The 24,414-nt window shown below is 35.7% G+C and carries 18 protein-coding genes; 6 read left to right on the forward strand and 12 right to left on the reverse strand.

Annotated elements, in window-relative coordinates; all coding sequences use genetic code 11:
• Window positions 1-336: 336 nt before the first annotated feature.
• From ACU1LP_RS16185 to recR, 3 genes are all read right to left on the reverse strand, one after another.
• Complete coding sequence (locus ACU1LP_RS16185) at window positions 337-1,656, reverse strand: dihydrolipoamide acetyltransferase family protein (protein ID WP_445736787.1); 1,320 nt, start codon at window positions 1,654-1,656, stop codon at window positions 337-339.
• Window positions 1,657-1,741: 85 nt separating this feature from the next.
• Window positions 1,742-2,842 carry a glycosyltransferase family 2 protein gene (locus tag ACU1LP_RS16190; RefSeq protein ID WP_445736788.1) on the reverse strand — a complete coding sequence of 367 codons (1,101 nt, stop codon included), beginning with the start codon at window positions 2,840-2,842 and terminating at the stop codon, window positions 1,742-1,744.
• 7 nt (window positions 2,843-2,849) lie between these two features.
• Entirely contained in the window at window positions 2,850-3,467 is a 618-nt protein-coding gene (recR, locus tag ACU1LP_RS16195; RefSeq protein ID WP_445732292.1) for a recombination mediator RecR, read from the reverse strand.
• A 122-nt stretch (window positions 3,468-3,589) separates the two neighbouring features.
• Between recR and ACU1LP_RS16200 the strand changes: the two genes are divergently transcribed.
• Complete coding sequence (locus ACU1LP_RS16200; RefSeq protein ID WP_445736789.1) at window positions 3,590-5,032, forward strand: sodium:solute symporter; 1,443 nt, start codon at window positions 3,590-3,592, stop codon at window positions 5,030-5,032.
• Here ACU1LP_RS16200 and ACU1LP_RS16205 read toward each other — a convergent pair.
• Entirely contained in the window at window positions 5,003-5,365 is a 363-nt protein-coding gene (locus ACU1LP_RS16205; protein ID WP_445732290.1) for a CoA-binding protein, read from the reverse strand. The two genes, ACU1LP_RS16200 and ACU1LP_RS16205, sit on opposite strands and share 30 nt — an antisense overlap.
• A gap of 167 nt (window positions 5,366-5,532) precedes the next feature.
• Between ACU1LP_RS16205 and ACU1LP_RS16210 the strand changes: the two genes are divergently transcribed.
• Window positions 5,533-8,004 carry a TonB-dependent receptor domain-containing protein gene (locus tag ACU1LP_RS16210; protein WP_445732289.1) on the forward strand — a complete coding sequence of 824 codons (2,472 nt, stop codon included), beginning with the start codon at window positions 5,533-5,535 and terminating at the stop codon, window positions 8,002-8,004.
• A 101-nt stretch (window positions 8,005-8,105) separates the two neighbouring features.
• Here ACU1LP_RS16210 and ACU1LP_RS16215 read toward each other — a convergent pair whose 3' ends face one another.
• From ACU1LP_RS16215 to ACU1LP_RS16250, 8 genes are all read right to left on the reverse strand, one after another.
• The gene (locus ACU1LP_RS16215; protein WP_445732288.1) at window positions 8,106-9,401 is read right to left on the reverse strand and encodes a phosphoribosylamine--glycine ligase; all 1,296 of its coding nucleotides are present in this window, start codon (window positions 9,399-9,401) and stop codon (window positions 8,106-8,108) included.
• Between the two features lie 314 nt (window positions 9,402-9,715).
• On the reverse strand, window positions 9,716-12,700 hold the full coding sequence (secDF, locus tag ACU1LP_RS16220; protein WP_445732287.1) for a protein translocase subunit SecDF: 2,985 nt from the start codon (window positions 12,698-12,700) through the stop codon (window positions 9,716-9,718).
• Between the two features lie 161 nt (window positions 12,701-12,861).
• On the reverse strand, window positions 12,862-13,479 hold the full coding sequence (locus tag ACU1LP_RS16225) for a hypothetical protein (RefSeq protein ID WP_445732286.1): 618 nt from the start codon (window positions 13,477-13,479) through the stop codon (window positions 12,862-12,864).
• A gap of 125 nt (window positions 13,480-13,604) precedes the next feature.
• The gene (mdh, locus tag ACU1LP_RS16230; protein WP_445736790.1) at window positions 13,605-14,525 is read right to left on the reverse strand and encodes a malate dehydrogenase; all 921 of its coding nucleotides are present in this window, start codon (window positions 14,523-14,525) and stop codon (window positions 13,605-13,607) included.
• 418 nt (window positions 14,526-14,943) lie between these two features.
• Window positions 14,944-15,963, reverse strand: coding sequence for a DUF6588 family protein (locus tag ACU1LP_RS16235; protein ID WP_445736791.1), 1,020 nt, complete (start codon window positions 15,961-15,963; stop codon window positions 14,944-14,946).
• 106 nt (window positions 15,964-16,069) lie between these two features.
• Window positions 16,070-18,613 carry a carboxypeptidase-like regulatory domain-containing protein gene (locus ACU1LP_RS16240; protein WP_445736792.1) on the reverse strand — a complete coding sequence of 848 codons (2,544 nt, stop codon included), beginning with the start codon at window positions 18,611-18,613 and terminating at the stop codon, window positions 16,070-16,072.
• Window positions 18,603-19,514, reverse strand: a complete 912-nt coding sequence (locus ACU1LP_RS16245) for a FecR family protein (RefSeq protein ID WP_445733813.1) — start codon at window positions 19,512-19,514, stop codon at window positions 18,603-18,605. The genes ACU1LP_RS16240 and ACU1LP_RS16245 overlap by 11 nt, the downstream gene beginning before the upstream one ends.
• Window positions 19,515-19,567: 53 nt before the next feature.
• Complete coding sequence (locus tag ACU1LP_RS16250) at window positions 19,568-20,077, reverse strand: RNA polymerase sigma factor (protein ID WP_445733812.1); 510 nt, start codon at window positions 20,075-20,077, stop codon at window positions 19,568-19,570.
• Between the two features lie 304 nt (window positions 20,078-20,381).
• On the opposite strand from ACU1LP_RS16250, the gene ACU1LP_RS16255 reads away from it, so the two are divergent.
• From ACU1LP_RS16255 to ACU1LP_RS16270, 4 genes are all read left to right on the forward strand, one after another.
• Entirely contained in the window at window positions 20,382-21,434 is a 1,053-nt protein-coding gene (locus ACU1LP_RS16255; RefSeq protein ID WP_445733810.1) for a hypothetical protein, read from the forward strand.
• 193 nt (window positions 21,435-21,627) lie between these two features.
• Complete coding sequence (locus ACU1LP_RS16260; protein WP_445733809.1) at window positions 21,628-22,404, forward strand: membrane metalloprotease; 777 nt, start codon at window positions 21,628-21,630, stop codon at window positions 22,402-22,404.
• Window positions 22,405-22,666: 262 nt separating this feature from the next.
• Window positions 22,667-23,125: a hypothetical protein gene (locus ACU1LP_RS16265; protein ID WP_445733808.1), complete on the forward strand. Its 459-nt coding sequence runs from the start codon at window positions 22,667-22,669 to the stop codon at window positions 23,123-23,125.
• A 400-nt stretch (window positions 23,126-23,525) separates the two neighbouring features.
• A complete protein-coding gene (locus ACU1LP_RS16270) occupies window positions 23,526-24,362 on the forward strand; it encodes a hypothetical protein (protein WP_445736793.1) in 837 nt (278 codons plus the stop codon).
• Window positions 24,363-24,414: the final 52 nt, after the last annotated feature.

Here is a 24,414-nt window from a genome sequence, read left to right on the forward strand (position 1 = left end):
AAATGGAATGAACGTATCAGAAGCGTTGAAACTTATCGCTAAAAATGAATTTCAGTTTGAAAACTGATTAGTTACAATGTTTTAATATGATGTGACCCCTCCGCCTATCGGCACCTCCCCTTAAAAAAAGGGAAGGACTTATTGAAGCGGCTTATTTTTAATGATTTGAAATTAAATAAATTTTGTTATGTTATTTAAATGACGTTTACAAAAATAGAAAAACCCAACCGTTTTGGCGATTGGATTTCAGGTTTTAAAATTTATTTTCTATAATGTGTGCAAACTTTTTCAGAAAACACATGTGTTATCTTGATGAGATTCCTGCCTCCGCAGGAATTAAATTTCCCTATTACTATCCCAAGCTTCCAGGTAATCTTTCACAGCTTTCACAAACTGACCACCCAAAGCACCATTTACCACGCGGTGATCATAAGAATGCGATAAAAACATGCGGTAACGGATGCCTATAAAATCGCCTTCGGTGGTTTCTATAACAGCGGGCACTTTACGTATGGCGCCTAAAGCCAAAATACCCACTTGCGGTTGGTTGATAATGGGTGTTCCCATAATACTTCCAAAAGTCCCCACATTGGTAACTGTATAGGTACCTCCTTGTATATCGTCTGGTTTTAGTTGGTTTTCACGCGCTCTATTCGCTAAATCGTTCACCTGTTTTGTCATCCCAACCAAATTAAGCTGGTCGGCATTTTTAATTACAGGGACTATTAAATTACCGTTGGCTAACGATGCTGCCATTCCTAAATTGATATTTTTCTTTTTAACAATGGTATCGCCTTGTAGGGAAATGTTCATCATTGGGAAATCGCGCAGTGCTTTGGCAACGGCTTCCATAAAAATAGGTGTAAAGGTTAAATTTTCACCTTCGCGCTTTAGGAATCCATCCTTTACTTTATTCCGCCAATTCCAAATTTTAGTAACATCGGCTTCTATAAAACTTTGAACGTGTGCCGATGTTTGAACAGATTCCACCATGTGATGTGCAATAAGTTTGCCCATTCTGGTCATTTCAATAACCTCGTCTTCACCACTTATGACGACTGGAGCTGGAGCTTGTTTTGGTTTTTCAGTTTGAATATTTTGAACAACTGGAGCTTCTACCTTTGGTTGAACCTGTTGTGGTTTTCCGCCTCTATTTTCAATAAAACTAAGTATATCATTTTTAGTCACTCGATTATCAACACCCGTTCCTAAAATATTATCCAATTCTTCTTGGGAAACCCCTTCTTCCTTTGCTATATTTTTAACTAATGGCGAGTAAAAACGGTCTTCACTGGATGCTAAAGGTTTTACTGTTTCTTGTGCTGCGGAAATCGTCTGACTAACAAACTCTGCAGCTTTTTCTTCTTCTACAACTGGTTCTTCAACAGCACTGGATTCCAATACATCATCATCCCCTTCAGTCTCAATAATGGCAATGGTTTGCCCTACTTGAACCACATCATCTTCCTTAAAAAACTTTTCAACTAAAATACCATCTACTTCACTAGGCACTTCACTATCCACCTTATCAGTCGCAATTTCCAATACCGCTTCATCCAATTCTATAGGGTCTCCAACTTCTTTTAACCAAGAGGTTATAGTTGCTTCGGCAACACTTTCTCCCATTTTTGGTAACTTAAGTTCAAACTTTGCCATATCAATAATGTAATACTTGTTTTTTAATTTGTGTTTGCAAAATTACTTAAAAAACATTGATTTCTTTAAATTATTTACAATAAAACTATTCAAAAACCACAACTTCCCCTCTACTAATCGCATTATCACTTCCTAGTATAAAGTTAGAATTTTTTGGTAAAATTTTAAAGGTGATGAGCCTATCTTTTTTATTATTTTCAATCATCGAAATAATTTCCTTATAACTTAAAACAGTGTTGTCTAAAATAACCTCGGAGTTGTTCTCAAGATTATTCAAATCTTTCTGAAGTATTAATTTGGTTGACAAAGCGGCTTCTAAATTTTTATTCACTTTATCTGAAATGAAAACATAATCACTAACTTTTTTTGGTTTGGAAATTGGCACTTTTCTTGCTAAATAGGCCAATCGAATACCCGACCAAACAAATACATTGAAACACACATTTTTCTTAAAATGCTTTTTGTAAAATATTTGCATGGCGCCATAAAAACGACGTGCATAGTATTTATCTTTTAACGTGCTTTCTCCTTTAAAATGAATGATGGTGGTTGCACCATAATAATAATTATGGTAGCCTGCTTTTAATACTTTGTATGACAGATCGATATCTTCGCCATACATAAAATAATCTTCGTCAAAACCTCCAATTGTTTCATAAAGTGCTTTCTTCATAAACATAAAAGCTCCCACTAAAATATCAACCTTACCTATATCTTTTCTATTCAAATGGTTTGAATAATAGCCTTGGGAGTTTCCTAGTATTTTTTTGAAGGACGTTTTTACATAAGGTACATTCCGTTTACTTTCAGGTAAAAAATCACCGATGCCATTAATCAGCTTACAACCAACAATGCCTAAATTTTCTTGCCTTTCAGAAAATGATAAAAGCTGGAGAAAAGTGTCTTCCGCAACTACGGTATCCGGATTCAATATACACAAATACTCGCCTCTTGCCAAAGAAACCCCTATATTATTTCCTTTTGAGAAACCTAAATTATCTTTATTTTCAATAAGAACAACATTTGGGAATAGCTCTTTTACCATGTTACAACTACCGTCTTCAGAATTATTGTCAACCACAATTATTTCAGCATCCATGGTTGCTATGGCGGTCTCGACACTTTTTAAACAGAGTTCCAAAAAGTAACGCACGTTATAGTTTAGTATAATTACTGAGAGTTTCAAACGCTAGTTATAATTTTAAGGATGCTTCAAACGGCACCCTGTTCACAATACTTCTTCCAAGGGTAATCTCATCGGCATATTCCAATTCATCTCCAACCGAAATACCTCTGGCAATAGTAGATGTAAAAACAGGATATTCTTGGATTTGCTTGAAAATATAAAAATTGGTCGTGTCGCCTTCCATGGTAGAGCTTAACGCAAAAATAAGTTCTTTTATCTTGCCTTCCTTTACTTTATTGACCAACGAAACAATGTTTAAATCATGGGGGCCTATCCCATCCATAGGCGAAATTTTCCCTCCCAAAACATGGTACAGCCCTTTAAACGAACTGGTGCTCTCAATGGCCATCACATCCCTAATATCCTCCACAACACACACAAGGGTTTCATCTCTGTTGGGGTTTGAACAAATTTCACATAAATCGACATCACTAATGTTATGGCACGATTTACAAAACTTCACATCGTTTCGCATCGTTTGCAAAGCCTCCGATAACGCCGTGGTTTGCTCTTTAGGCTGTTTTAGCATGTGCAGCACCAATCGCAACGCGGTACGCTTGCCAATTCCCGGTAATTGGGACATTTCATTTACGGCCCGTTCTAGTAATTTTGATGAAAACTCCATGGTTGCGAATTTACTGTTTACCCACGAATTTCACTAATTTTTACCAACTCTTTTAAATAACCCAAATTTCGTTTGGATTTTGAAATTTAATATTTGTAATTTCCAAACTTGAAAATTCTTTTATGAGCGCCATCCAAATCATACTTCTTATTGCGGCCTATTTTGGCGTGTTGATTTTAATATCCTACTTTACCGGAAAAGAAGATTCCAATGATGCTTTTTTTAAAGCCAATAAATCGGCACCTTGGTATTTAGTGGCTTTTGGGATGATTGGCGCATCCTTATCTGGGGTAACTTTTATCTCCGTCCCAGGATGGATAGAAACGTCGCAGTTTAGCTATATGCAAGTAGTTTTGGGCTATATAGTTGGGTATTTTGTAATTGGTACAGTGTTATTGCCTTTATATTACAAACTTAATTTAACATCCATTTACACCTATTTAGAAGCGAGATTTGGGAACTATTCCTACAAAACCGGGGCTTCTTTTTTTTTAATTTCTAGAATTGTTGGTGCTAGTTTTAGATTGTATTTGGTGGCTAATGTGTTGCAAATCATACTTTTTGATGAATTAGGCGTCCAGTTTTGGCAAACGGTCATTATTACGGTGGCTCTTATATGGTTGTACACGTTTAAATCGGGCATAAAAACCATTATTTGGACAGATACCCTGCAAACACTTTTTATGCTTATTGCCGTTGGTGTTGCCATTTATGTTGTAAGCACCGACTTGGGCATCAGCGGAGGCAATATTTTGGGCTATGTTTTGGATAGTGATTTATCCAAAACTTTCTTTTTTGACGATTTTAAATCGGGCAACTATTTTTGGAAACAGTTTATTTCCGGTGCTTTTATAGCGATTGTTATGACTGGTTTAGACCAAGATATGATGCAGAAAAACCTTACCTGCAAAACACTTAAAGACGCACAGAAAAATATGTTTTGGTTTACTATTGTATTGACCATTGTGAATTTTGTTTTTTTAAGTTTGGGGTTGTTGTTAACCATGTACGCACAACAAAATGGCATTGATGCCCACAAAGATGAATTGTTCCCCATACTGGCAAAAAACCATCTAGGGGTTGGTATTTTTGTTTTCTTCCTTATTGGCTTAATAGCGGCGGCTTACAGTAGTGCCGATAGTGCTTTAACCGCACTTACCACCTCCTTTAGTATTGACATATTGGACATTGAAAAAAAATACGATAAATCTAAACAAATAATCGTCAGAAAACGGATTCACATATTGGCTTCATTCGTTTTAATATTGGTAATTGTTGCGTTCAAATACATTATTAAAGATGAAAGTGTTATTGCGAAACTCTTTGTTTTTGCCGGTTATACTTATGGGCCGCTTTTGGGGCTTTACAGTTTTGGACTTTTTACCAAATGGCAGGTTAAAGATAAATTAGTTCCCATTATAGCTGTTTTGTCACCTGTTTTATCTTATATTATTAGTGTGAACAGCACAAAATGGTTAGGGTTTGAGTTTGGATTCTTTATTTTGATTTTAAATGGACTGCTAACCTTTTTAGGATTAATACTGATTTGTAGAAAGCAACACTAACGAGCACGCCACTTCAAAATGAATCTGGTTTTCCTTTAAAATCTTATAAAATTCAGGGTTCTCGGTGCCGGGGTTAAAAATAACACGCATTGGTTTCAACGAAACAATATAATCGTAATACGCTTCCTGATTTTTAGGATTAAGATATAATGTAACTGTATGGATATCATCATAAGGCACTAATTCTGTATTAATGGTTACTCCCGCCACTACTCCTTCCTTTAGTCCGAATGCTACGGTATCAATCGTATTGCTTACAAGTTTTTGAACCACAAAGTTTGAATATCTGTTCGGTTTTAAAGAGGCACCAATTACCAATGTTTTTTTGTTCATGAATATAATATATTTTTTCCGAGGTTAAAATTATCATTTTGTTTGTACTTAATAAACAAAATATAGCCATTTCATAATGTTAAAAAAAAGTTAATAGATTTTGAATCGAGTAACATAATGTAAACTTTGTCGTCTATATTGTAATCAATCAAAAGACAATCAACCAAATGAAAAAACTATTCTTAGTATGTGCCTTATTGTTTTCAATAGCTAATAATGCACATGCAACCAACCCAAGATCACCCGATGATAAAACGGGTACCATCTCAGGAAAAGTATTGGACGCCGTATTAAAACAACCCTTACCTTATGTAAACATCATCATAAAAAACTCCAAAGAAGCCATTTTAACTGGTGGTATTACATTGGAAGATGGTTCATTTAAAATTGAAAAAATTGAAGAAGGCAAAATTATTGTCAGTGTTCAATATATAGGCTACAAAACATTTAGAAAAGAAGTTTCTATTGCCAAAGGCAATTATGACATCAATCTGGGCAATATATTTTTAGAAGAAGCCGCCGAAGGCTTGGATGAAGTTACCGTGATTGCCGAAACCTCTACCATTCAGCAAAAAGTAGACAGAAAAGTTATTACCATTGGCAAAGATTTGGCCGCTATAGGAAGCGCTTCGGAATTGATGGTAGGCATTCCATCCGTTGGTGTCGATCCCCAAACGGGCGACATTAGTTTACGCGGAAACCAAAATGTCCGGGTTATGGTTGATGGTAAATTATCAAACATTCCAACCGCGCAATTGTTAAAACAAATTCCTTCAACCGCTATAAAATCCATTGAATTGATTACGAACCCTTCAGCAAAATATAATCCTGAAGGCATGAGTGGCATCATAAATATCGTGCTCCATAAAAACACCATGGTAGGTTTTAATGGTAATATAAGTGTGGGGTTAACACACGAAATTGAGGCTAAATTCAACAGCTCTTTAGATATGAACTACCGCAATGGCAAATTTAATTTCTACGGAAGTTACAGTAACAATATTTCTAAAAATCGAAATGTTGGAGATATATCCAGACCCGAAAACAGTTCAGAACAATTCTTCAAGTTTTTGGATAAACGGCAATCGCACCTGTATAAAGTTGGTGTAGATTATTACTTGAACGATAAAAACACCTTATCGATTTTTACCACTCAAAATCAATCAGAAAGCAGTAACGATAGCGAAACCCAAGCGCTGTTTTATAACAATCCAAGTTTTAACCAAAGCCAAACGGCTTTTTCCAATAACGACAATCAAGCCTCCCAATATAATTTCAATTATAAACATGATTTTGAAAAAGAAGGACACAATATAGAATTGGAGGTCGATTATAACGTGTTTGATGAAGTAAGTCCTGTTGATTTCAAGTTTTTATTAGGTTCAAATGAAGATTATATAGATTTTAATGATACTGACAGAAAGAGCACCACGGTTAATTTGGATTATGTAAATCCACTTTCTGAAAAATCCAAATTGGAATTAGGCTTAGAGGCACGTTTGTTCAATTCACTTATCAATTACGCTTCTACAGGACAATCCTTTAACAGTTCAGGGGTTTTAAGACCTACACCAAGTACCGATTTTGATTACACCAGAGATATTTATTCGGCATACATAAACTATAGCCAGCAGTTTGAGAAATGGAGCTATCAGTTAGGTTTGCGCAGTGAAACCGTACAAGAAGATGCCTTGGCACTATCATCGGAAGCGGCCAGTACAGAAACTTTTACGAATGATTATTTCGAGTTGTACCCTTCTGTTTTTATAACGTATTCGCCTTCGGAAAAAAATTCGTATCAACTTAGTTATAGCCGTCGGGTGGACCGCCCTGGAATTGGGCAAGTAAACCCCATTAAGGAGTGGAGTACGCCGTTAGTATCTTCTTATGGGAATATAAATTTGCAACCGCAGTTTACCAATTCCATCGAAACCAATTATACACGAACACTAAACAACAACAAAGGCACCGTTACAGGAGGTGTGTTTTACAGAATAATTACCGATGACATTAACAGGGCCTTGTTTATAGATAGAACCGATGTTAATTCCGGGCGGGTTATTTTAACGAACGACAATTTTGATGACACTTCTGCTTACGGCCTCGAATTATCCTCAAACTACAAACCAACCAAATGGTGGAGCATCAACTCTAGCTTCGATTTATATTCGCAAGTGCAAAAAGGTATTACCGAAAACTTAACGGTGCCTATTGAAACTGCCACGGTAAACGATATTGAAAGAAATGTAATTGAAGTGGATAATGTAGCTTGGAATTTTAGAATGTTCAATAATTTTGGTTTAAGCAAAACCGTATCCCTTACCGCGTTTGGATTTTATAGAGGAAAAAACAGAACCATACAATTTGATAGGGCGCCTATGTATTTTGTAAACCTTGGAGCCCGTATTGGGTTTGCTCAGGGCAGAGGCACATTTAGCTTGAACTATAATGATATTTTTGACACGATGGAGTTTGCTTTTAAAGGCACCAAACCATTTGTACAAAATGGAGTATTTAATTGGGAAAGCAATACTTGGAATGTAGGATTGTCCTATAGATTTGGTGGAGGAAAATACCGGGCAAAATCGCGCAAAAACAGAGATAACAATGAAGAATCCGGTGGTGGAGGTTTCATATAATGCCCAAACCATCGGAACAATTCAATAACCTTTATTTTTGTCATCTAGTTAGGCTAAAATTCTAAAAATAATATAAAAGCCATGATAAACCGGTTGAATATCTATAGTAACCCCCAGGACCAAAGCTTATCGGAATCCTCAGTCCATCGATCGCCAATATCGGTACGGTAATAGGCATTGTTGATTATCACGTTGTTTATTCTGTTGTACATCATTTTTTGGGCGTCTTTCATGGTGTTTCCAATGCCCGTAACCAACACGGCAATTCCGGTATTGCCGGTAATCAGCCATTCATCATTCACCTGTTTTAAATGCATGGGGTGAACCCCTTCTTTCCCGTTTTTTTTAAATACCACCACGGCATCCTTGGAAAAGAGGTTGAACGTTTTTTTATCGTCATAAGGAAATGGTGGCACCACAATAAAAGCCCCCACTTGGAACCCTTTTTTAACATGGATTTTAAATGGTGTTTTAGAAGCCAGTTTTAAGAACAGTTCGCCCATAGGTTCGTTGATGCCTGCACGTTGTATAAATATTTGTGGATAACCGAACCGGGACGTAAACTCCAATGGATAAATACCATTGCCATTCACAATACAGTTGATATCGATATGCCCAGTAAAGTTATGTTTGGCAAGCGTACTTTGGAATTTAAGCAAAGTGGCCTCAAAAATTGGGGAATCTTTGGTCCAAAACATACTGGTTCCCATTTCGCCCGTGGAAACGCCCAATTCTTTTGGGAATAGTTTTTTGTGTTCGAAAGTGATGTTGATGGGATAAATAAATTCGTTGCCATTAAAAAATGCGGCAATGGAAACCTCAACCCCTTTTACTTTTCGTTGCAATTGAAAGTTGCCAAAATCGTTTCCCCATGATTTTTCATAAGCCTTTAAAATGCGAATAACGTCCAAACCTTCATCATCGCTACCCACGAACAATAATTGTTTAAGCTCTTGGGTTTCGCCGCAAGGTTTTATAACATAGGTGTTCGGATTTGCTTGAATGTACTGAATGGCATCATTAAACGAGTTGAACTCCTTGGATGGGATGACCTTGATTTTATGTTTTTGGAGTTCGGACTGACCAAAATTCCTGTCAAGCTCCAACTTATCGGTGTATTCGGTACCGCCAATGACGAGTTTTCCTTTGCTTCTAAGTTCATTGGCTATTTTACCATAACCGGTATAGTCGAAAACAATTATATCTGCCCAATCGATGTGCGTTTCCCAATGGGCCACTTTATTTACAAAACCATAGCCTATTTCTTTGGACCCTTTATCTTCAATGAACATTTTAACATGATGCCCTTCTAATTTAATGGTGTTTATAATATCTAAGGATTCGCCCCAACGCGATACAAAAAGAAAGTTTTTGCTCAAGGGATTTTTTGTTTTCACAGGAAAAGATTATAGTTTAATTGGATGATTTGAAATATTGAAATCTACATCAAAAGTAGATAAATAATTACTTGGTTGTATATACGTTCAAAAGTAAATTATTGGCTATTTGATGGGACTATTTTTTGATGTAATGGAACAGGTTTTTGGTTTGAAAACGGAACTTGCGTTAGGGATTGCAGTGGAAAGCCCACAGCGAGGTACGAGCGAGGACTTGCAACGAAAAGCCCGACCTTTTTAGGTAACGCCCAAAACGCAAAAAAGCCTATCAATCTAATGACGATAGGCTTTTTATTATAAAGAACTGATTTGAGTTAGTCTTTCTTTATTTTTTTGTTTGCTTTGTCAATGGTATCGTACATTAATGGGGTGGCAATAAATAATGAGGAGTAGGTTCCTACTACGATACCCACTATTAATGCGAACATGAACCCTCTGATGGATTCGCCACCAAAAATAAAGATTGCCAATAAAACGACCAATGTGGTGGACGATGTATTTAAGGTTCTGCCCAAGGTACTGCTTAACGAAACGTCCACTACTTTTTCAAAGTTCCAGTTGGTGTGCTCGTTCAAGTACTCCCTTACCCTATCGAAAACAATTACGGTATCGTTTAACGAGTATCCAATGACCGTTAATATGGCGGCGATGAAGGCTTGGTCAACTTCCATACTGAATGGCATGAACCTGTAGGTTAGTGAGAACACGCCCAAAACGATCAATACGTCGTGGAATACCGCTGCAACGGCGCCCAATGAGAATTGCCATTTTTTGAAACGGAACAAAATGTAAAGGAATACTACGATTAAAGAACCTAAAATGGCCCAAAAGGAGGCTTGTTTTATATCATCGGCAATGGTTGGGCTTACTTTATAGTATTTCATTAAACCAACCGATTTTTCACTGGATTCGTTAATAAAATCGTCATAAGAAAGACCTTCCAAATGTGGCTGTAAGGAAGTATATAATGTTTTTCTAATAGCTTCATCAACATCGGCACCGGTTTCGTTTACTTTATATTTGGTCGTTATTTTTAACTGATTGGCATCACCAAAGGTTTTAGCATCGGCACTGCCAAAAGCACCTACTAAAGTCGCCGTAATTTCGGAAGCACTCACATCTTGTGGAAAACGCACTTGGTAGGTTCTACCTCCAACAAAATCGACACCTTGATCTAAACTATTAGTAAATAAAGACCCCAAGCTTACAAGGATAAACGCTCCAGAAACGATATAAGCAATTTTACGTTTCTTTAAAAACTCGATGTTTATATTTCTGAACAAATTTTTAGTGAGTGCCGTAGAGAAATCCAGTTTACCACCTCTGTTTACATACCAATCAACTAATAGTCTGGTAATAAATATAGCGGTGAACAATGAGGTGCCAATACCAATCAATAAGGTAGTAGCAAATCCTTTAATAGGCCCTGTACCAAAAATAAACAATATCAATGCAGTTAGTCCGGTTGTAATATTGGCATCTAAAATAGATGATAAAGCATTGCTGAATCCGTCTTGGATAGCTTCTTTTTGTCCTTTACCTTTTGCGATTTCCTCACGAATACGTTCAAAGATAATCACGTTCGCATCTACCGACATACCTATTGTAAGTACGATACCCGCAATACCGGGCAAGGTTAATACGGCTCCTAAACCTGATAGGATACCAAAAATCAACAAGATGTTGAATACCATGGCAATATCGGCAAAACCACCTGCTTTTCCGTAGTAAAGTATCATCCAAATCAGTACCAAAACCAAAGCAATCATAAACGACGTAGTACCGCTATCAATAGCTTCCTGTCCTAATGATGGCCCAACAACCTCACTTTGAATAATATCTGCCGATGCCGGTAATTTACCAGCACGCAATACGTTTGCTAAATCTACCGCTTCGTTTAATGTAAAGTTTCCTGATATTTCTGAATTTCCACCAGAAATGGCCCCCGTGGTAACACCCGGTGCCGAATACACGACGTTATCTAAAACAATGGCAATCTGGCTGCCTTCAGCATACGCTTTACCTGTCATTTCTTCCCAAATCTTAGCACCTTTAGCGTTCATTTGCATAGAAACTGTTGGTTTTCCTGTGGGTCCAAAAGCATTACGTGCATCGGTTACAACGGCGCCGCTTAATTGCGGTATATTATCCCTATTGCCTGCCAAGGCATACAATTCGATGACTTCACTATCTTTTTCCGGTTTACCGAAAGCGAATTTTGTATAACGCAATTCAGCAGGAAGCAAGGCTCTAACTTTTGGGGAATTCAAATAGTTAAGAACGGTTTGTTTATCTTTAATTTCAAATTTTGCAATAACCGGACCGCCTTGATACCCTTGTCCACGGATTAAATCGAAAAGTGGGTTTACTGCTTTTGTGGCCGTGGAATCGGTTGCAGCTTCCCCTAATAAATCATCAATGGTAGAATCTTTTGCATTTTCTTCATCTTGGGGTTCAACTTTTGTGGAATCCTTTTTAACCTCAGCAGTTTCTTTTAAAACTTCATTGGCCTGAGCCAAAAAATTAAAGAATTGTTCGCCTTTATAGGCATCCCAAAACTCCAATTGGGCGGTACTTTGAAGCAAGCTTGTAGCACGCTCTACATCCTTAACACCCGGTAATTCCACTAAAATACGGCCAGAAGATCCTAAACGTTGAATGTTTGGCGATGTAACCCCAAACTCATCAATACGTTTACGCAACACTTCAAAAGCAGAAACGATGGATTCATCAATTTTAGTTTCTATTACTTTTTTAACTTCATTGTCACTCATACTACCGTCTATTTCCCCATCCAACGCTTTGGTATAGAAAATATCTGGAGATGCCAATTTGGTATCGCCTTTAATTTTATCAAAAGCTATAAAGAAATCTTCCAAATAGGTATTTTGACTATTCTTTTGAAGCTCTTCGGCATCATTTAATGCCTTATTAAAAACTGGGCTTTTACTATTGTTTGCCAGTCCTTTTAAGATGTCTTTCACAGAAACCTGAAGAATAACGTTGATGCCTCCCTTTAGGTCCAGACCTAAATTCATGGCTTTTGCTTTCACATCATTATATGTGAATTTTGCAATACCGATATTAAAAACCGTATCGGTAGCCTTGGATTCTAGGTAATTGGCTTCCTCGGCGCTACGTTTGGCACGATAATCCGGGTCCGATTCCGGAATTTTATTGATGGCTACTTCTTCAGCATCCCTCTCTATTTGATTTGCTCTGAATGTGAATGATAATTGGTAAATACTTACCAAACCAAACAAAATAGCAAATATTTTTACTAGTCCTTTGTTTTGCATTATGATGTTATTTTGGTCAAATTTTTTTTAACGGGCAAATATATCATTTACCATCGATTTGACAATTATTTTTTATGTTTATATGTAATTATGGCAACTTTGGAATAAAAAATGTAAGATGCCCTTAATTTGTGATTTTACTTAAGGAAAGTTTCCCTTGTTTAGCAACGAGGTCCCGCGCGAACTTCAGGGATTTTATGGGACGTATTATCTTGTGCCAATGCAGTATTTTTACTGAATTTGTACGTTTCTTTTACAACAGGTTCCACATATATAATATCTATGTGATTGTTGGATAGATATACATTTGGAATAAGAAGCCGATTGTAGTCTGTTTTTAGTTCTATGGCAAATTTTCCGGCAAAACCAGTTTCAACATCCTGTTTGTGGATTTCGAATATATCTAGATTGTAAGTTTTTGAATTATCGTCGGAAGGCGATTCAATGGGTTTTTTACTTTCATTAGAAGCTATATTACCAAAAGACAAGGCTTTGTCTTCAGCAAGTAATTTTTTTATGCTGGCAACATCTGTAGCACTGTAATAAGTAATTTTTAAACTGCCAGACTCTTGCTCTTCTACATGAATATTATTAACTCCAATAGCTTGCAATTGCTTTTTTACAAGGGCTATGGTGTGTTGCGCTTCGTTGGATGAAACGTCAAGATGCGTAAACTCCAACACAATTTCCTGATTTGCAACAGGAACTTGTTGATGGTTTGCAACCCCAAGAAAGGTAAAAATTACAATTAAAGTACCAATGTACCATTTTGGCTTCATGCGCCAAATATAGGATTTTAATATTAGAAGTTAAATATTAGAAGTCAAAAATTAAAAGTGCCTAAAATTGAGTTTTGAACTCCAACTTTAGGCACTTTTAACTTTAGCACACTTTAAGTACTTCTTTATAATAAATCATTAACCGCTTTTACACCTGCGGCACTTTCTTTCATGTTTGCTTTTTCGGCGTCGTCAAGTTTGATTGTAACAATTTCCTCAATACCGTTTTTACCTAAAACCACAGGTACACCCAAACAGATATCGTTAAACCCATATTCACCTTCTAGCAATACAGAACAAGGAAATACTTTCTTTTGGTCGCATGCAATGGCTTGAACCAAGGCACTTACAGCAGCTCCCGGTGCATACCACGCGGAAGTTCCCAGCAATTTGGTAAGTGTTGCACCGCCCACTTTAGTATCTTCCAATACTTGGTTTAATCTATCTTCTTTTAAAAATTCAGAAACCGGTATCCCATTTCTGGTGGCTAAACGTGTTAAAGGAATCATACCCGTATCACTGTGCCCGCCAATAACCATACCATCCACATCACTAATGGGTCCGCCTAAGGCTTCTGCCAAACGGTATTTAAAACGAGCGGAATCCAAAGCACCACCCATACCAATAATTCTGTTTTTTGGCAATTTGGTTGATTTGTGCACTAAATACGCCATGGTATCCATGGGGTTGCTCACCACTATGATAATGGTTTTTGGTGAGTGCTCAATTAAACTTGATGAAACAGTTTTAACGATGCCGGCATTAATACCGATCAACTCTTCGCGAGTCATTCCCGGTTTACGTGGAATTCCTGAGGTTATTACACAAATATCGCTATTGGCGGTTTTGCTGTAATCGTTTGTGATCCCTGTAATTTTGGTATCAAAACCGTTTAATGATGCTGTTTGCATTAAATCCATGGCCTTCCCTTCGGCATACCCTTCTTTAATGTCTAATAAAACAACTTCTGAAGCAAAATCCTTAATGGCAATATACTCTGCACAACTTGCGCCTACTGCTCCTGCACCTACTACTGTTACTTTCATGTTTAAATTTTTTAATTGAATATTATTGTGATCGTTTTTTTCTTCTATAAAATAGAGTTACGCAAACTTACGATTATAAAAGTCGAAATTTTATGATTTTAGTCAGTCAAAATTACAAATTTATATCCGAACTCATTTAAAGTTTTTCAATTGGCTAAAAAATTATCCTTTTGCACCCATTCCTGCCTGCCGGCAGATTTCGTCTTTTTTTATTCCGTAGCGATACTATACAACTAAAAAAAGCCTTCAACTGGCCACAAAATGATTAATTTTCGCTTCAATCCAAAAAGTTTAAATGAGTTCTCCTCTAAATAAAAAAAGTGCCAGATTAAATCTCGCACTTTTTAAAACTAAACTAACTAAAACTAAAACAATTATTATATATGAAAATTTTTATTCCTTATTATATGATAACAAATTATCTGAAACCAAAATTCAATCCTACTGAAAAAGCATTGAATTCTGATACATGATATTCGGCATTCAATCTGAAAAAACCTAATTTTAACTTGGTTCCCAAAGTTCCCCTAACCGATGACACTTCGCTTGAAACAGAAAAAGGATCTGTAACCTCTTCATAAAAAATACCACTTGTTCCTCTATATGTGCCTAATAAATCGGATTTTGATTCTCCTTTTATATAACCAATACCCCCATAAAAATTGATGACAGGTAACTTGGTAGAGGCAATCAATTGGAACAACCAAGTGTTTGTGCCATTTTCCAAACGTTGGTTTTCGCCTTCTAAAGTTGATGCACTTGATAAATCATAGCTTCCATCTAAATGTGTATATGCAACCAAGCCCGAAATTGCTACGGGCAATACCTTGTCTGCTGGCAACCATTTAGTCATTTCAAACTGTAATCCAGCTCCGTACATACTTATATCAACGTCATCTGTTTTAATTTTAGGCACAAAGCGTGCTTTTAATTCGATACCTTTACTAAGTCCTATGGCTCCCTGAATAAATGCCGTTGGCAAAAGGTTTATGTTTTCTGAACCAATTCCTGTTGGCAACTCAATGGTTGTTGTTCTGGTAATCCCTAGCGGGTCCTTATATTCAATATCTACAAAAATTGCTGGATCATTATCGCCAAGAACCGTTGCAACCATTTTAGCGCTATTACCGGATTCATTTTCAAATTTCACATTTTGATAATCAGCAGTATTCATTAAAAACGATTTGTTTTCACTTTTTACGGAGGCCGCATTCGCAATAATGGAAATTTCAAACCCTCCCAGCGGTTTTGCTTCGGCGGTATTGAACCAGTTGGAATTCATACTATACATCAATCCATTGGTACCGGGTGCTAAATAATCATTGGCAAAGCGTTGGGCATCTTCTACGCCAGCTGCAAGAAGTGCATCCAAATCATTTTGAGCTTTTAATGAGATTGTCGCTAAACACAACAATACAAGCAGGCTTATCTTTTTCATCTGGTATTATTTTAAATTTGGGTTAAGCAAATATATATAAAAAACTACATAAAAAACATTTTATAGTAAAAAAATGCTTTTAAACGATGTTAATTGATTATTATATTTAAAAATAAACTCTAAAACTAACATTTGGTGTTAGGCGCAAAGAAGCATTATTTATTTGGATGGTCGTATTGGAATCGTTTGGGTTTACTTTATAATAACGGTTAATGATATTTTTAGTATTCATAATATTTAATACACCCACTTTTAAAGATGCATAAGTGGATTGATACATATTAAATTTATAACTTAATGAGGCATCCAAACGTTTAAATTCATCGAGATTTTCGCTATTGGGCGCATCATAATTCACAAATGTTGAATTCCCGGATTGAACGGTTTCATTACCCTCAACCGGAGATGTGTAAGGTTGGCCAGAGCGCCACATACCACCAACCGATATTTTTAAATTTTCTAAAATATCGTAATTAAATCCTATGGAAATGGAATGCCTTATATCCACATTATTTGGGAAAACCGATGGTATAAAGGTTTCAAACTTGTAATTGTTAACGGAATAGGTATAACTTGCCCAAGCACTGTAATCATTGCCCGTTTTATTGGCTAAAAATTCCAGACCTTTTACCGTATAATCGCCAATGGCATTCATGTATTGGAAATTATTATAAAAACCTTGGTTGCTGGCGGTAATGCCTTCAACGGTTTTATAAAATCCCGTAACATCCACATTCAAATTATTTTGGTTGAACTCCCATCCAAAAGATGCTTGCTTGCTTTCAGAAATGGGTATCGTTTTCTCGTTAGCCAAAATCCAGCGTCGGTTTTCAACGCCTAAAAAATCGTCTTGAAAATCTACAATTTGTGTAGCGGATTGGTTTTTAAATTCGCCCTCCAATTTTATGGCGAATTGATTTGATAATTTTTGCCTTACATTCAATCGAGGTTCCACTAAAACCTTTTCGAATTTTTGAAAGTAATTGGCTCTCACGCCCACTCTAAAAAAAGTACCCCCTTTTTTATATTCTGCTTGGGTGTAAAGCGCATGGTTTAACAACACATCTTTTTTCGTTTTATCGTAAGAAGGTCTGGTTACGGTGGTTTCATTAAGAATACCTGTTTCGTTAAATTGATATCCGTTTAAAAGGGTTAGAAAATCGGTTAGATTATAATAAGTATTCAGCTTAAAACCCGTTTCCAATACTTCATTTGTTTGGGTCAATAATTGATCGGACTCCATTCTGTAATCATTGGCATCCACATTATATTTTGAATAATACGCGGTAAAATGGGAACTTAATTTGGAATTCCAATCTGCCATCCACTGGCCGCCAAACCCTAAATTCTTTTGGGCTAAATTGCTGGATTTAGATGCGGTTTCGTTGTTATTGGTAATGCTTTCGTAATAATCCAAGTTGTTATCAATCCCAATCACATTGGCCCTAAATTTATGCTGCTCGTTTAAATCGAATAATAATTTTGCCGTATAATCATAAAACACAAAATCTGATGTTGTGGTTTGGTTTTCAATATTATCGTCGTTGGTTTTGATGTCGCTGTCCTGAAAACTTCTATCAAAATAATTAGTGTAAGTGGGCGTGTTAAAAACATCTGTAATGGATCGTCGCCCAGAAATATGAAGCTCTAACTTTTTGCTAATGGGAATTTCAAAAAAAGCATCGGCACTTATTAAATTTGCACCCGCTCCCCCAGAAAACTTACCTATTAATTCGTTTTTGGTAAACATGTTTACGGTACTGGAAACCCCATCGCTAAATTCACTGCTGGTACCATTTTTGGTAACGATAACTTTATTGGTAAGGTTGGGGTTGTAGGCAGAAATCAATCCAAAAAAATGCCCCGAGTGGTACATTTTAATCCCGTCCCAAAGCATCAGGTTTTGGTCGTTAGTACCGCCCCTCACATTAATATTGGCGATGCTTTCATTGGTACTTTCAACTCCGGGAAGCACTTGTATGGACTGTAAAATGTCGGGGTCTGTTAATCCGGGTAAAATCCCAAAAGCTTTGGTATTTAAAACCGTACTTCTATCCAAGAGTTTTTGAAAACCAGTAGTCAGGAATTTGGTTATCAGAACTTGGTTTAAGGCTTCTTTATTTTCTATTAAAACTATTTGTTTGCAGTTTTTATTTTCTGAAAAGAGTTGTTGTGCCTGCCATTGCTGACTTTTAAAACCGAGGTATGAAACAGTAATAATGGCATTTAGAGGGACTTCATCTAACTGAAACTTTCCGTTTTCGTTTGCAATAACCCCTTTATTGGTGTTGTTTATTGTTACCGAAGCTCCAAACAAAGCTTCTTTATTTTCCGAAGCAAGCACAAATCCACATATTGAAATGGTTTTCTCAATAACAGATACCGTAATGTATCTATTATCCAAGGTTTTAAAATTCAGTAAAATATTCGCGTTCAAATAGTTTAAGGTTTGTTGAAGATTGAAACTTACGTCCGGCTCTTCAACAAAAACAGAGGAAACATCATCATAGGCATACGAAAACTTGACATCGAATTTTTGTTCTGCTGCTGCAATAATTTCTGCAAGCGGTTTTTTATTCGGGTTGTTTTGAGAAAAACAAACGTTAGCAGCCCATAGAACCATGTAAACAATACATCTGCTATTTTTCATAGTTGTATAGCGTAACATGGTTACCTTCTGTTTTATAACTTAATTTTAAAGGAATTGTGATGGATTGCAAGGCGATGTTTTTGTCTTTGTGCGTAAAGGTTCCCGTGAACAATTGAGAACCATCAACGGCATTTAAAGACACCGTTAAATTGTATTGTCTTTCAAGTTCAGCTATCACGTGGCTCAACGGAACCTTTTCAAAACTCGTCTCATCTTGCATCCAAGACGGGATTTCTGCATTAAAATCATTTACCGTTTGAATGGTTCCATCAACGACCCGAAACGTTTTTCCTTTAGAAAGTTTTACCGTTTCATTATTAAAAGTAACGCTTACCAAGCCTTCATAACATTGCACTTCAAAATAATTATCGCGTTCTTTTACATTAAACTGGGTCCCTAACACCTGAACCGTTCCAACATGGGTGGTTACGGTAAACTGGTTCCCTTTACTCACTTTAAAAAAAGCTTCGCCCTCTAACGTCAAGTTTCGTTTGTTTTCCCAGGTTTTTTTATTGTACTTTAATTTTGAAGCGGCGTTTAAAACAACTTCAGAGTTATCGGGCAATGTTATGGTTTCGTTTTGCGCTGTTTGCGTTTCAAAAGCCATGTTGCTATTAAAAAACAGGAAATAGGATGAGGTAAGCAGCACCAAGAAAATTGCCGCTACCTTTAAAAAAGTTTTAAAATTAAGCTGAATGACTTTAGTTTCCTTTTTTGTGATCTTTCTTTCCTTAAAAGCCGCCAATGCTTTTTGGGCATCTACTTCAGGCGCTTGCATTTGTTTGGCATAAAAAGCTATTTTCTCAAGAGTTCCATTAGTTTCGGATTGTTTTAAATCTTTAATGTCTTGCTCTGTAAGCTCATTATTAAACCACTTTAATATGTCGTTTTCGTTTTTCATTTTTTAACGCTTCAACTTTAAGACAATCCAAACTAATTTTACCCTACGCTGTATTAAATATTTTCTATATGTTCCCGTAAAATTTTTAAAGCCCCAGACATTCTTTTTTCTACCGCTTTTTGGGAAACATCTAATAATTCGGCAATTTCCCTATATTTTTTTCCTTCTATTCTATTCAATAAAAATACCTCGCGTTGCGATTCCGTTAATAACGAAATAGCGTTTTGGAGTTTTTTTTTAAACTCTTCCTCTTCTAAAATATATTCCGGACTTTCGTTGGTTTTATCTAAATAAGGGGCCGCTTTGGCATATTCCAATACTACCTTACGGTGCTTAACAGTATTTAAAAACAAGTTGTTGATTGTAGTGAATAAATAGGTCTTTGCTTTTGTGAAGTCTATTTTCGAGCAATTTTCCCATATTTTGGAAAACGCATCCTGAACAAAATCCAAAGCGCCATCTTTATCGCCACATTTATAGTAGGCAAAATTACTTGCTGATTGAATATGCTCTAGGTAAAAATTATTGAAATAAGTTTCTTCACAAAGTTTATTCGTATCCATTTATATAGGTGTTTTGAGGCTTTTAAATAAAAGTTCCACAAAAGTAGGGTAAAATTATTTTAAGTTGTCTTAAAGGTGTAAGATAATAAAAACACTATTATTTTGAAAAAACATAACCCTCATAAAATTATAAAAATCATCATAATCATCGTTTTAACTTTGTCTATTTTAGCCATTATATCCCTTAATATTGAAATGATTTTTAAAAATTAGGTAGGGTAAAATAAAACGGAGTTGTCTTACTCAAACAAAGGCGAAAAAGTCGCAATTAAAAGAAAAAATTTAAACCCAAAAATTTACAATCATGAAAAATTTAAAATTAATTACCAGCTTAGTCTTAACAGCATTATTAACTTTTACATCGTGCCAAGACGAAATTGATAATGAGAACGGACAAAACCCAAACACCAATAATTCAAACTCCCAAACAGCCAACAACTTACAGCGCACTTCTATGTACGATGGCAGTTTTGACGACTTTTTGGATGGCGCATCCTGTTCATCCATATTACTACCGGTTGTTGCAACGGTAAATGGCACGCAAGTGAGCATTATAACCCAATCCGATTACCAAACTGTTTTAAATATTTTGGGACAATTTACCAATGATAATGATACAGTTACCCTTAAATTCCCACTTCGTGTTAGATTGAGTAATTATACCGAAGTTTCAGTTGCAAACCAAGGCGAATACAATGCTATTATAAGTGCTTGCGAAGCTCTTGAATCTGTAGGAAAAGATGCTATTTCTTGTATAGATATAGACTACCCAATCACTATTTTAACCTATAGTTTGAATTTTGAGCAAACAGGAAGTGTGGTTATTCAATCGGAGCAACAACTTTACGGCTATATGAATAATTTAAGCAATACTGAATTGTTTGCAATAAACTACCCTATAACCGCTAAACTGTCCAATAATACCTCGGTGACCCTTACGGGCGATTTGGATCTACAAACCAGCATTAATGATTGTTTAGGTATTGAAAATGCCGAAGCTGAAGCAGAAAACCAGGCAAACAATTTAGAAACCATTCTAGTTAATGGAGTGTTTAAAGTAAACTCTTTTGTGAATGCTGGCATAAATACCGCAAACAACTATGCCGATTATACTATTGATTTTGCAAATAACCTATCAATTGTAGCAAAAAATACTGCAAATGCTACGGCACAAGATATTCAAGGTACTTACAAAGTAACCTCAGAGACCGAAGTATTTTTAAACTTAACCTTTGCAGGAAACGCCACATTTAATTTATTGAACAATAACTGGCAAGTAACCAGTTTTAGCAATACTTCAATTTCATTAAAAAGCACCACAAATGCAGCGGTTACACTAGTATTGTCCCAAATTTAGTATCTACTTGATTTTTTGGTTGGTTGCCATTTTGTTATGGTGAAGCAGCTGCTGGGAAACTGGCAGCTGCTTATTTTAAAAAAAATATTATGAAACGAGCATGTTAAAAGCATTATCGCCCAACGAAATGATTAATAGCGAACAGTCCCAATAGTTATCGGGATGACAATAAAAAAACAATAAATATAAACAGATGAAAAAAATAATGACAATACTTGTGGTTTTTGGTTTATTCGTGTCTTGCTCAAAGGAAGATACTGCCGATGGAAATAATGGTGACAGTGCTAACATTAAATTAGCTAATCAAAAAAATACTGGAAGTTCTTCCAATGATTTGTTGTCAGATATTACTTTTAAAAGCATGGTAATTGAATTGGTTTATGTGGAAGGTTTTGAACCTGCCCAAACAAGTATCAATAACTTTGTCAATTTTGTAAATGCCAGAATCTTTAAACCCAATGGCATTACCGTTGTTAAACGAGCCATTGTTTCTCCAGGAACTGCACCTTATTCCAATCAGGAAATTATAGATATAGAAGATAAAAACCGTACTAAATACAACACAAATAGTCAAATAGCCGTTTGGGCTTTTTTTGCCGATGGCGCATCTGAAGGCAATACCAATTCTGCCACAATTCTAGGAACCGCTTACAGAAACACCTCGTTTGTAATCTACGAAGCGACCCTTCGAGATTTAAGCAATAGCCCGTTTGAACCCAACCGAGCCGTTTTGGAAACTACTGTTATAACCCATGAATTTGGCCATATTTTAGGACTCACAAATTTAGGCACTACTATGGTAACAAACCATGAAGACACCGCACATGCCAAACATTGCAATGTAGAAAGTTGCCTTATGTATTGGGCTGCCGAAAGTGGCTCTGGACTAGACAACTTAATTGGTGCGAATGCTGCACCTCAGTTGGATGCGCAATGCATTGCCGATTTACAGGCGAATGGCGGTAAATAAAATAATCTGAAGGAGCAAAGATTTACCTGACGTGGATTTTTATGGCACAATTGAAAACATTTTTATTAAGAATGGGGTAGGGTAAAATGCTTTTAGGCTGTCTTACTATTGAAAGCTCCCATAGAGCATATTAATAATCTTAAAATCTAAAGTTATGAAATGAGCATGACCGAAAATTGGTCGCAAACACCAATGATGATATGCGAATTACATATGACTCCCGATAGTTATCGGGATAAAAAACAATAAATATCAACAATATATGAAACTGATTAAAACATTAGGATTTATTCTAGCCGTAGGAGTCTCATTTTTATCAAATGCACAAGAATCTGAAAACTCGAATAAAAAAGTAATTGATAAGGAATCCTATTATCAAAAAAGAGCACTTGAAGACGCTCAATATGAACAACAATTCAAAGCAGAATCAAAAGCTGAAGAAGAAACATTTTGGAAAGACCAAAAAGCGTATGAAAATAATTTAAAGCAAGAAGACCGAAAAGCCTACAAAGCGTATATGCAAGGTAAAAAAGATGCTTATGCAAACCATTATGAGCATTGTAATAATCATTGCCATCATAACGACTACTATTACCACCATGCTTCATTTTATTATTATAGATATGATGGCTATTATTATGAAAGATATCCTAGAAACAGAAATACTATAAGTACAAATGTTAGGGTTAGCACTCCAAGTGTAAGATTAGGATTGTTTTAATTAGTAAATCTTTAAAAAAAACAGGCTGTTTCAAATGAAACAGCCTGTTTTTTTTAAATTAACTCTTCACTATTATTTTCAATCTGTTTTAAACGTAAGACACTAAAATCTAGACGCATCTCTTTACATAAAGGTTCACAAATTTATACAATCACAGCAAATAACATTACACCTTCTATTGGTTATTGGTTATTGTTTCAAATTTATCACTTCACTAAATTTAACAGTAAAATAATAAATTTCAAGAAACTATTTGTATATTTACCTTACTGCCCTTTAACTAGCTAGACTTACAACAGTGCGTTAAACCCCACAAGGGAACAAACACTATTTTTTGCATTTAATAAATAGTTAGCAAGTATAATGCTAACCTTATAACTATAATTTAAAACCAAACAATATGAAAAAAAATTACCTTTTATTACTAGTAAGTCTTTTCACAATAACATTATTTAGTCAAACAAAACTATATAATTATCTTGATGAAGATTGGACAGGATCAGCATGGGAAAATAGTCGTAAAACCGATTATATCTATAACCCAAATAACAGATTGTCTGAAAGTATAGATTATTTTTGGGATACTAGTACAATACCTGAAGGATGGATTGAAAGCTCTAAGCAATTATTTAACGTATACGATGGTAATGGTAACTTGACAGAACAAGTTCAACAATCTTGGAACGGCTCTCAATGGATTAATAAATTTAAGGAAGTGAAAATATACAATGGCAACAATAATCCAACCCAATTAACATATTACGACTGGAATGGGAGCAATTGGATTGAAGATTCTATGACTACAGTTACTTATCTATCGGCAACTATGATAGATGAAGTTTTTGATTTTGCTTGGAATGGAGGAACTTGGGTAGATGATGAAAGGTATAGTTATAATTACATAAGCAACAAATTAACCGATGTTATAAATGAAACTTGGGATGGTGCCCAATGGAATAACGGAGAGAAAACTATTTACACCTATTATGGTAATGGTAAAATCAATGAAGTCTCCTATCAAGATTGGGTTGGGGCCCAATGGGTTGATAATGATAAATTTACCTATGTATTAGATAACAATTTTAATAGAACTTCTGAAACATATTTCGATTTTTCAACTGGTTCTAATCAAGATTTAATTGAATATACTTATGACCCAGCATTATTATTATCAAGTTTTACGCACCCTTTTAATAACGATACTTTTATATATAACCTTAAATCCGCAAGCGATTAATTTGCTATTTTAAACATTTATTTTATGTGGTAAAAGTAATCTTTTCGGATAA

Source organism: Mariniflexile sp. (assembly GCF_052728615.1).

Coding starts and splice junctions, on each gene's coding strand:
- ACU1LP_RS16185 (WP_445736787.1), bottom strand. CDS start 1,656: ATGGCAAAGTTTGAACTTAAGTTACCAAAAATGGGAGAAAGTGTTGCC.
- recR (WP_445732292.1), bottom strand. CDS start 3,467: ATGGAGTTTTCATCAAAATTACTAGAACGGGCCGTAAATGAAATGTCC.
- ACU1LP_RS16200 (WP_445736789.1), top strand. CDS start 3,590: ATGAGCGCCATCCAAATCATACTTCTTATTGCGGCCTATTTTGGCGTG.
- ACU1LP_RS16205 (WP_445732290.1), bottom strand. CDS start 5,365: ATGAACAAAAAAACATTGGTAATTGGTGCCTCTTTAAAACCGAACAGA.
- ACU1LP_RS16210 (WP_445732289.1), top strand. CDS start 5,533: ATGAAAAAACTATTCTTAGTATGTGCCTTATTGTTTTCAATAGCTAAT.
- secDF (WP_445732287.1), bottom strand. CDS start 12,700: ATGCAAAACAAAGGACTAGTAAAAATATTTGCTATTTTGTTTGGTTTG.
- ACU1LP_RS16225 (WP_445732286.1), bottom strand. CDS start 13,479: ATGAAGCCAAAATGGTACATTGGTACTTTAATTGTAATTTTTACCTTT.
- mdh (WP_445736790.1), bottom strand. CDS start 14,525: ATGAAAGTAACAGTAGTAGGTGCAGGAGCAGTAGGCGCAAGTTGTGCA.
- ACU1LP_RS16235 (WP_445736791.1), bottom strand. CDS start 15,963: ATGAAAAAGATAAGCCTGCTTGTATTGTTGTGTTTAGCGACAATCTCA.
- ACU1LP_RS16240 (WP_445736792.1), bottom strand. CDS start 18,613: ATGAAAAATAGCAGATGTATTGTTTACATGGTTCTATGGGCTGCTAAC.
- ACU1LP_RS16245 (WP_445733813.1), bottom strand. CDS start 19,514: ATGAAAAACGAAAACGACATATTAAAGTGGTTTAATAATGAGCTTACA.
- ACU1LP_RS16250 (WP_445733812.1), bottom strand. CDS start 20,077: ATGGATACGAATAAACTTTGTGAAGAAACTTATTTCAATAATTTTTAC.
- ACU1LP_RS16255 (WP_445733810.1), top strand. CDS start 20,382: ATGAAAAATTTAAAATTAATTACCAGCTTAGTCTTAACAGCATTATTA.
- ACU1LP_RS16260 (WP_445733809.1), top strand. CDS start 21,628: ATGAAAAAAATAATGACAATACTTGTGGTTTTTGGTTTATTCGTGTCT.
- ACU1LP_RS16265 (WP_445733808.1), top strand. CDS start 22,667: ATGAAACTGATTAAAACATTAGGATTTATTCTAGCCGTAGGAGTCTCA.
- ACU1LP_RS16270 (WP_445736793.1), top strand. CDS start 23,526: ATGAAAAAAAATTACCTTTTATTACTAGTAAGTCTTTTCACAATAACA.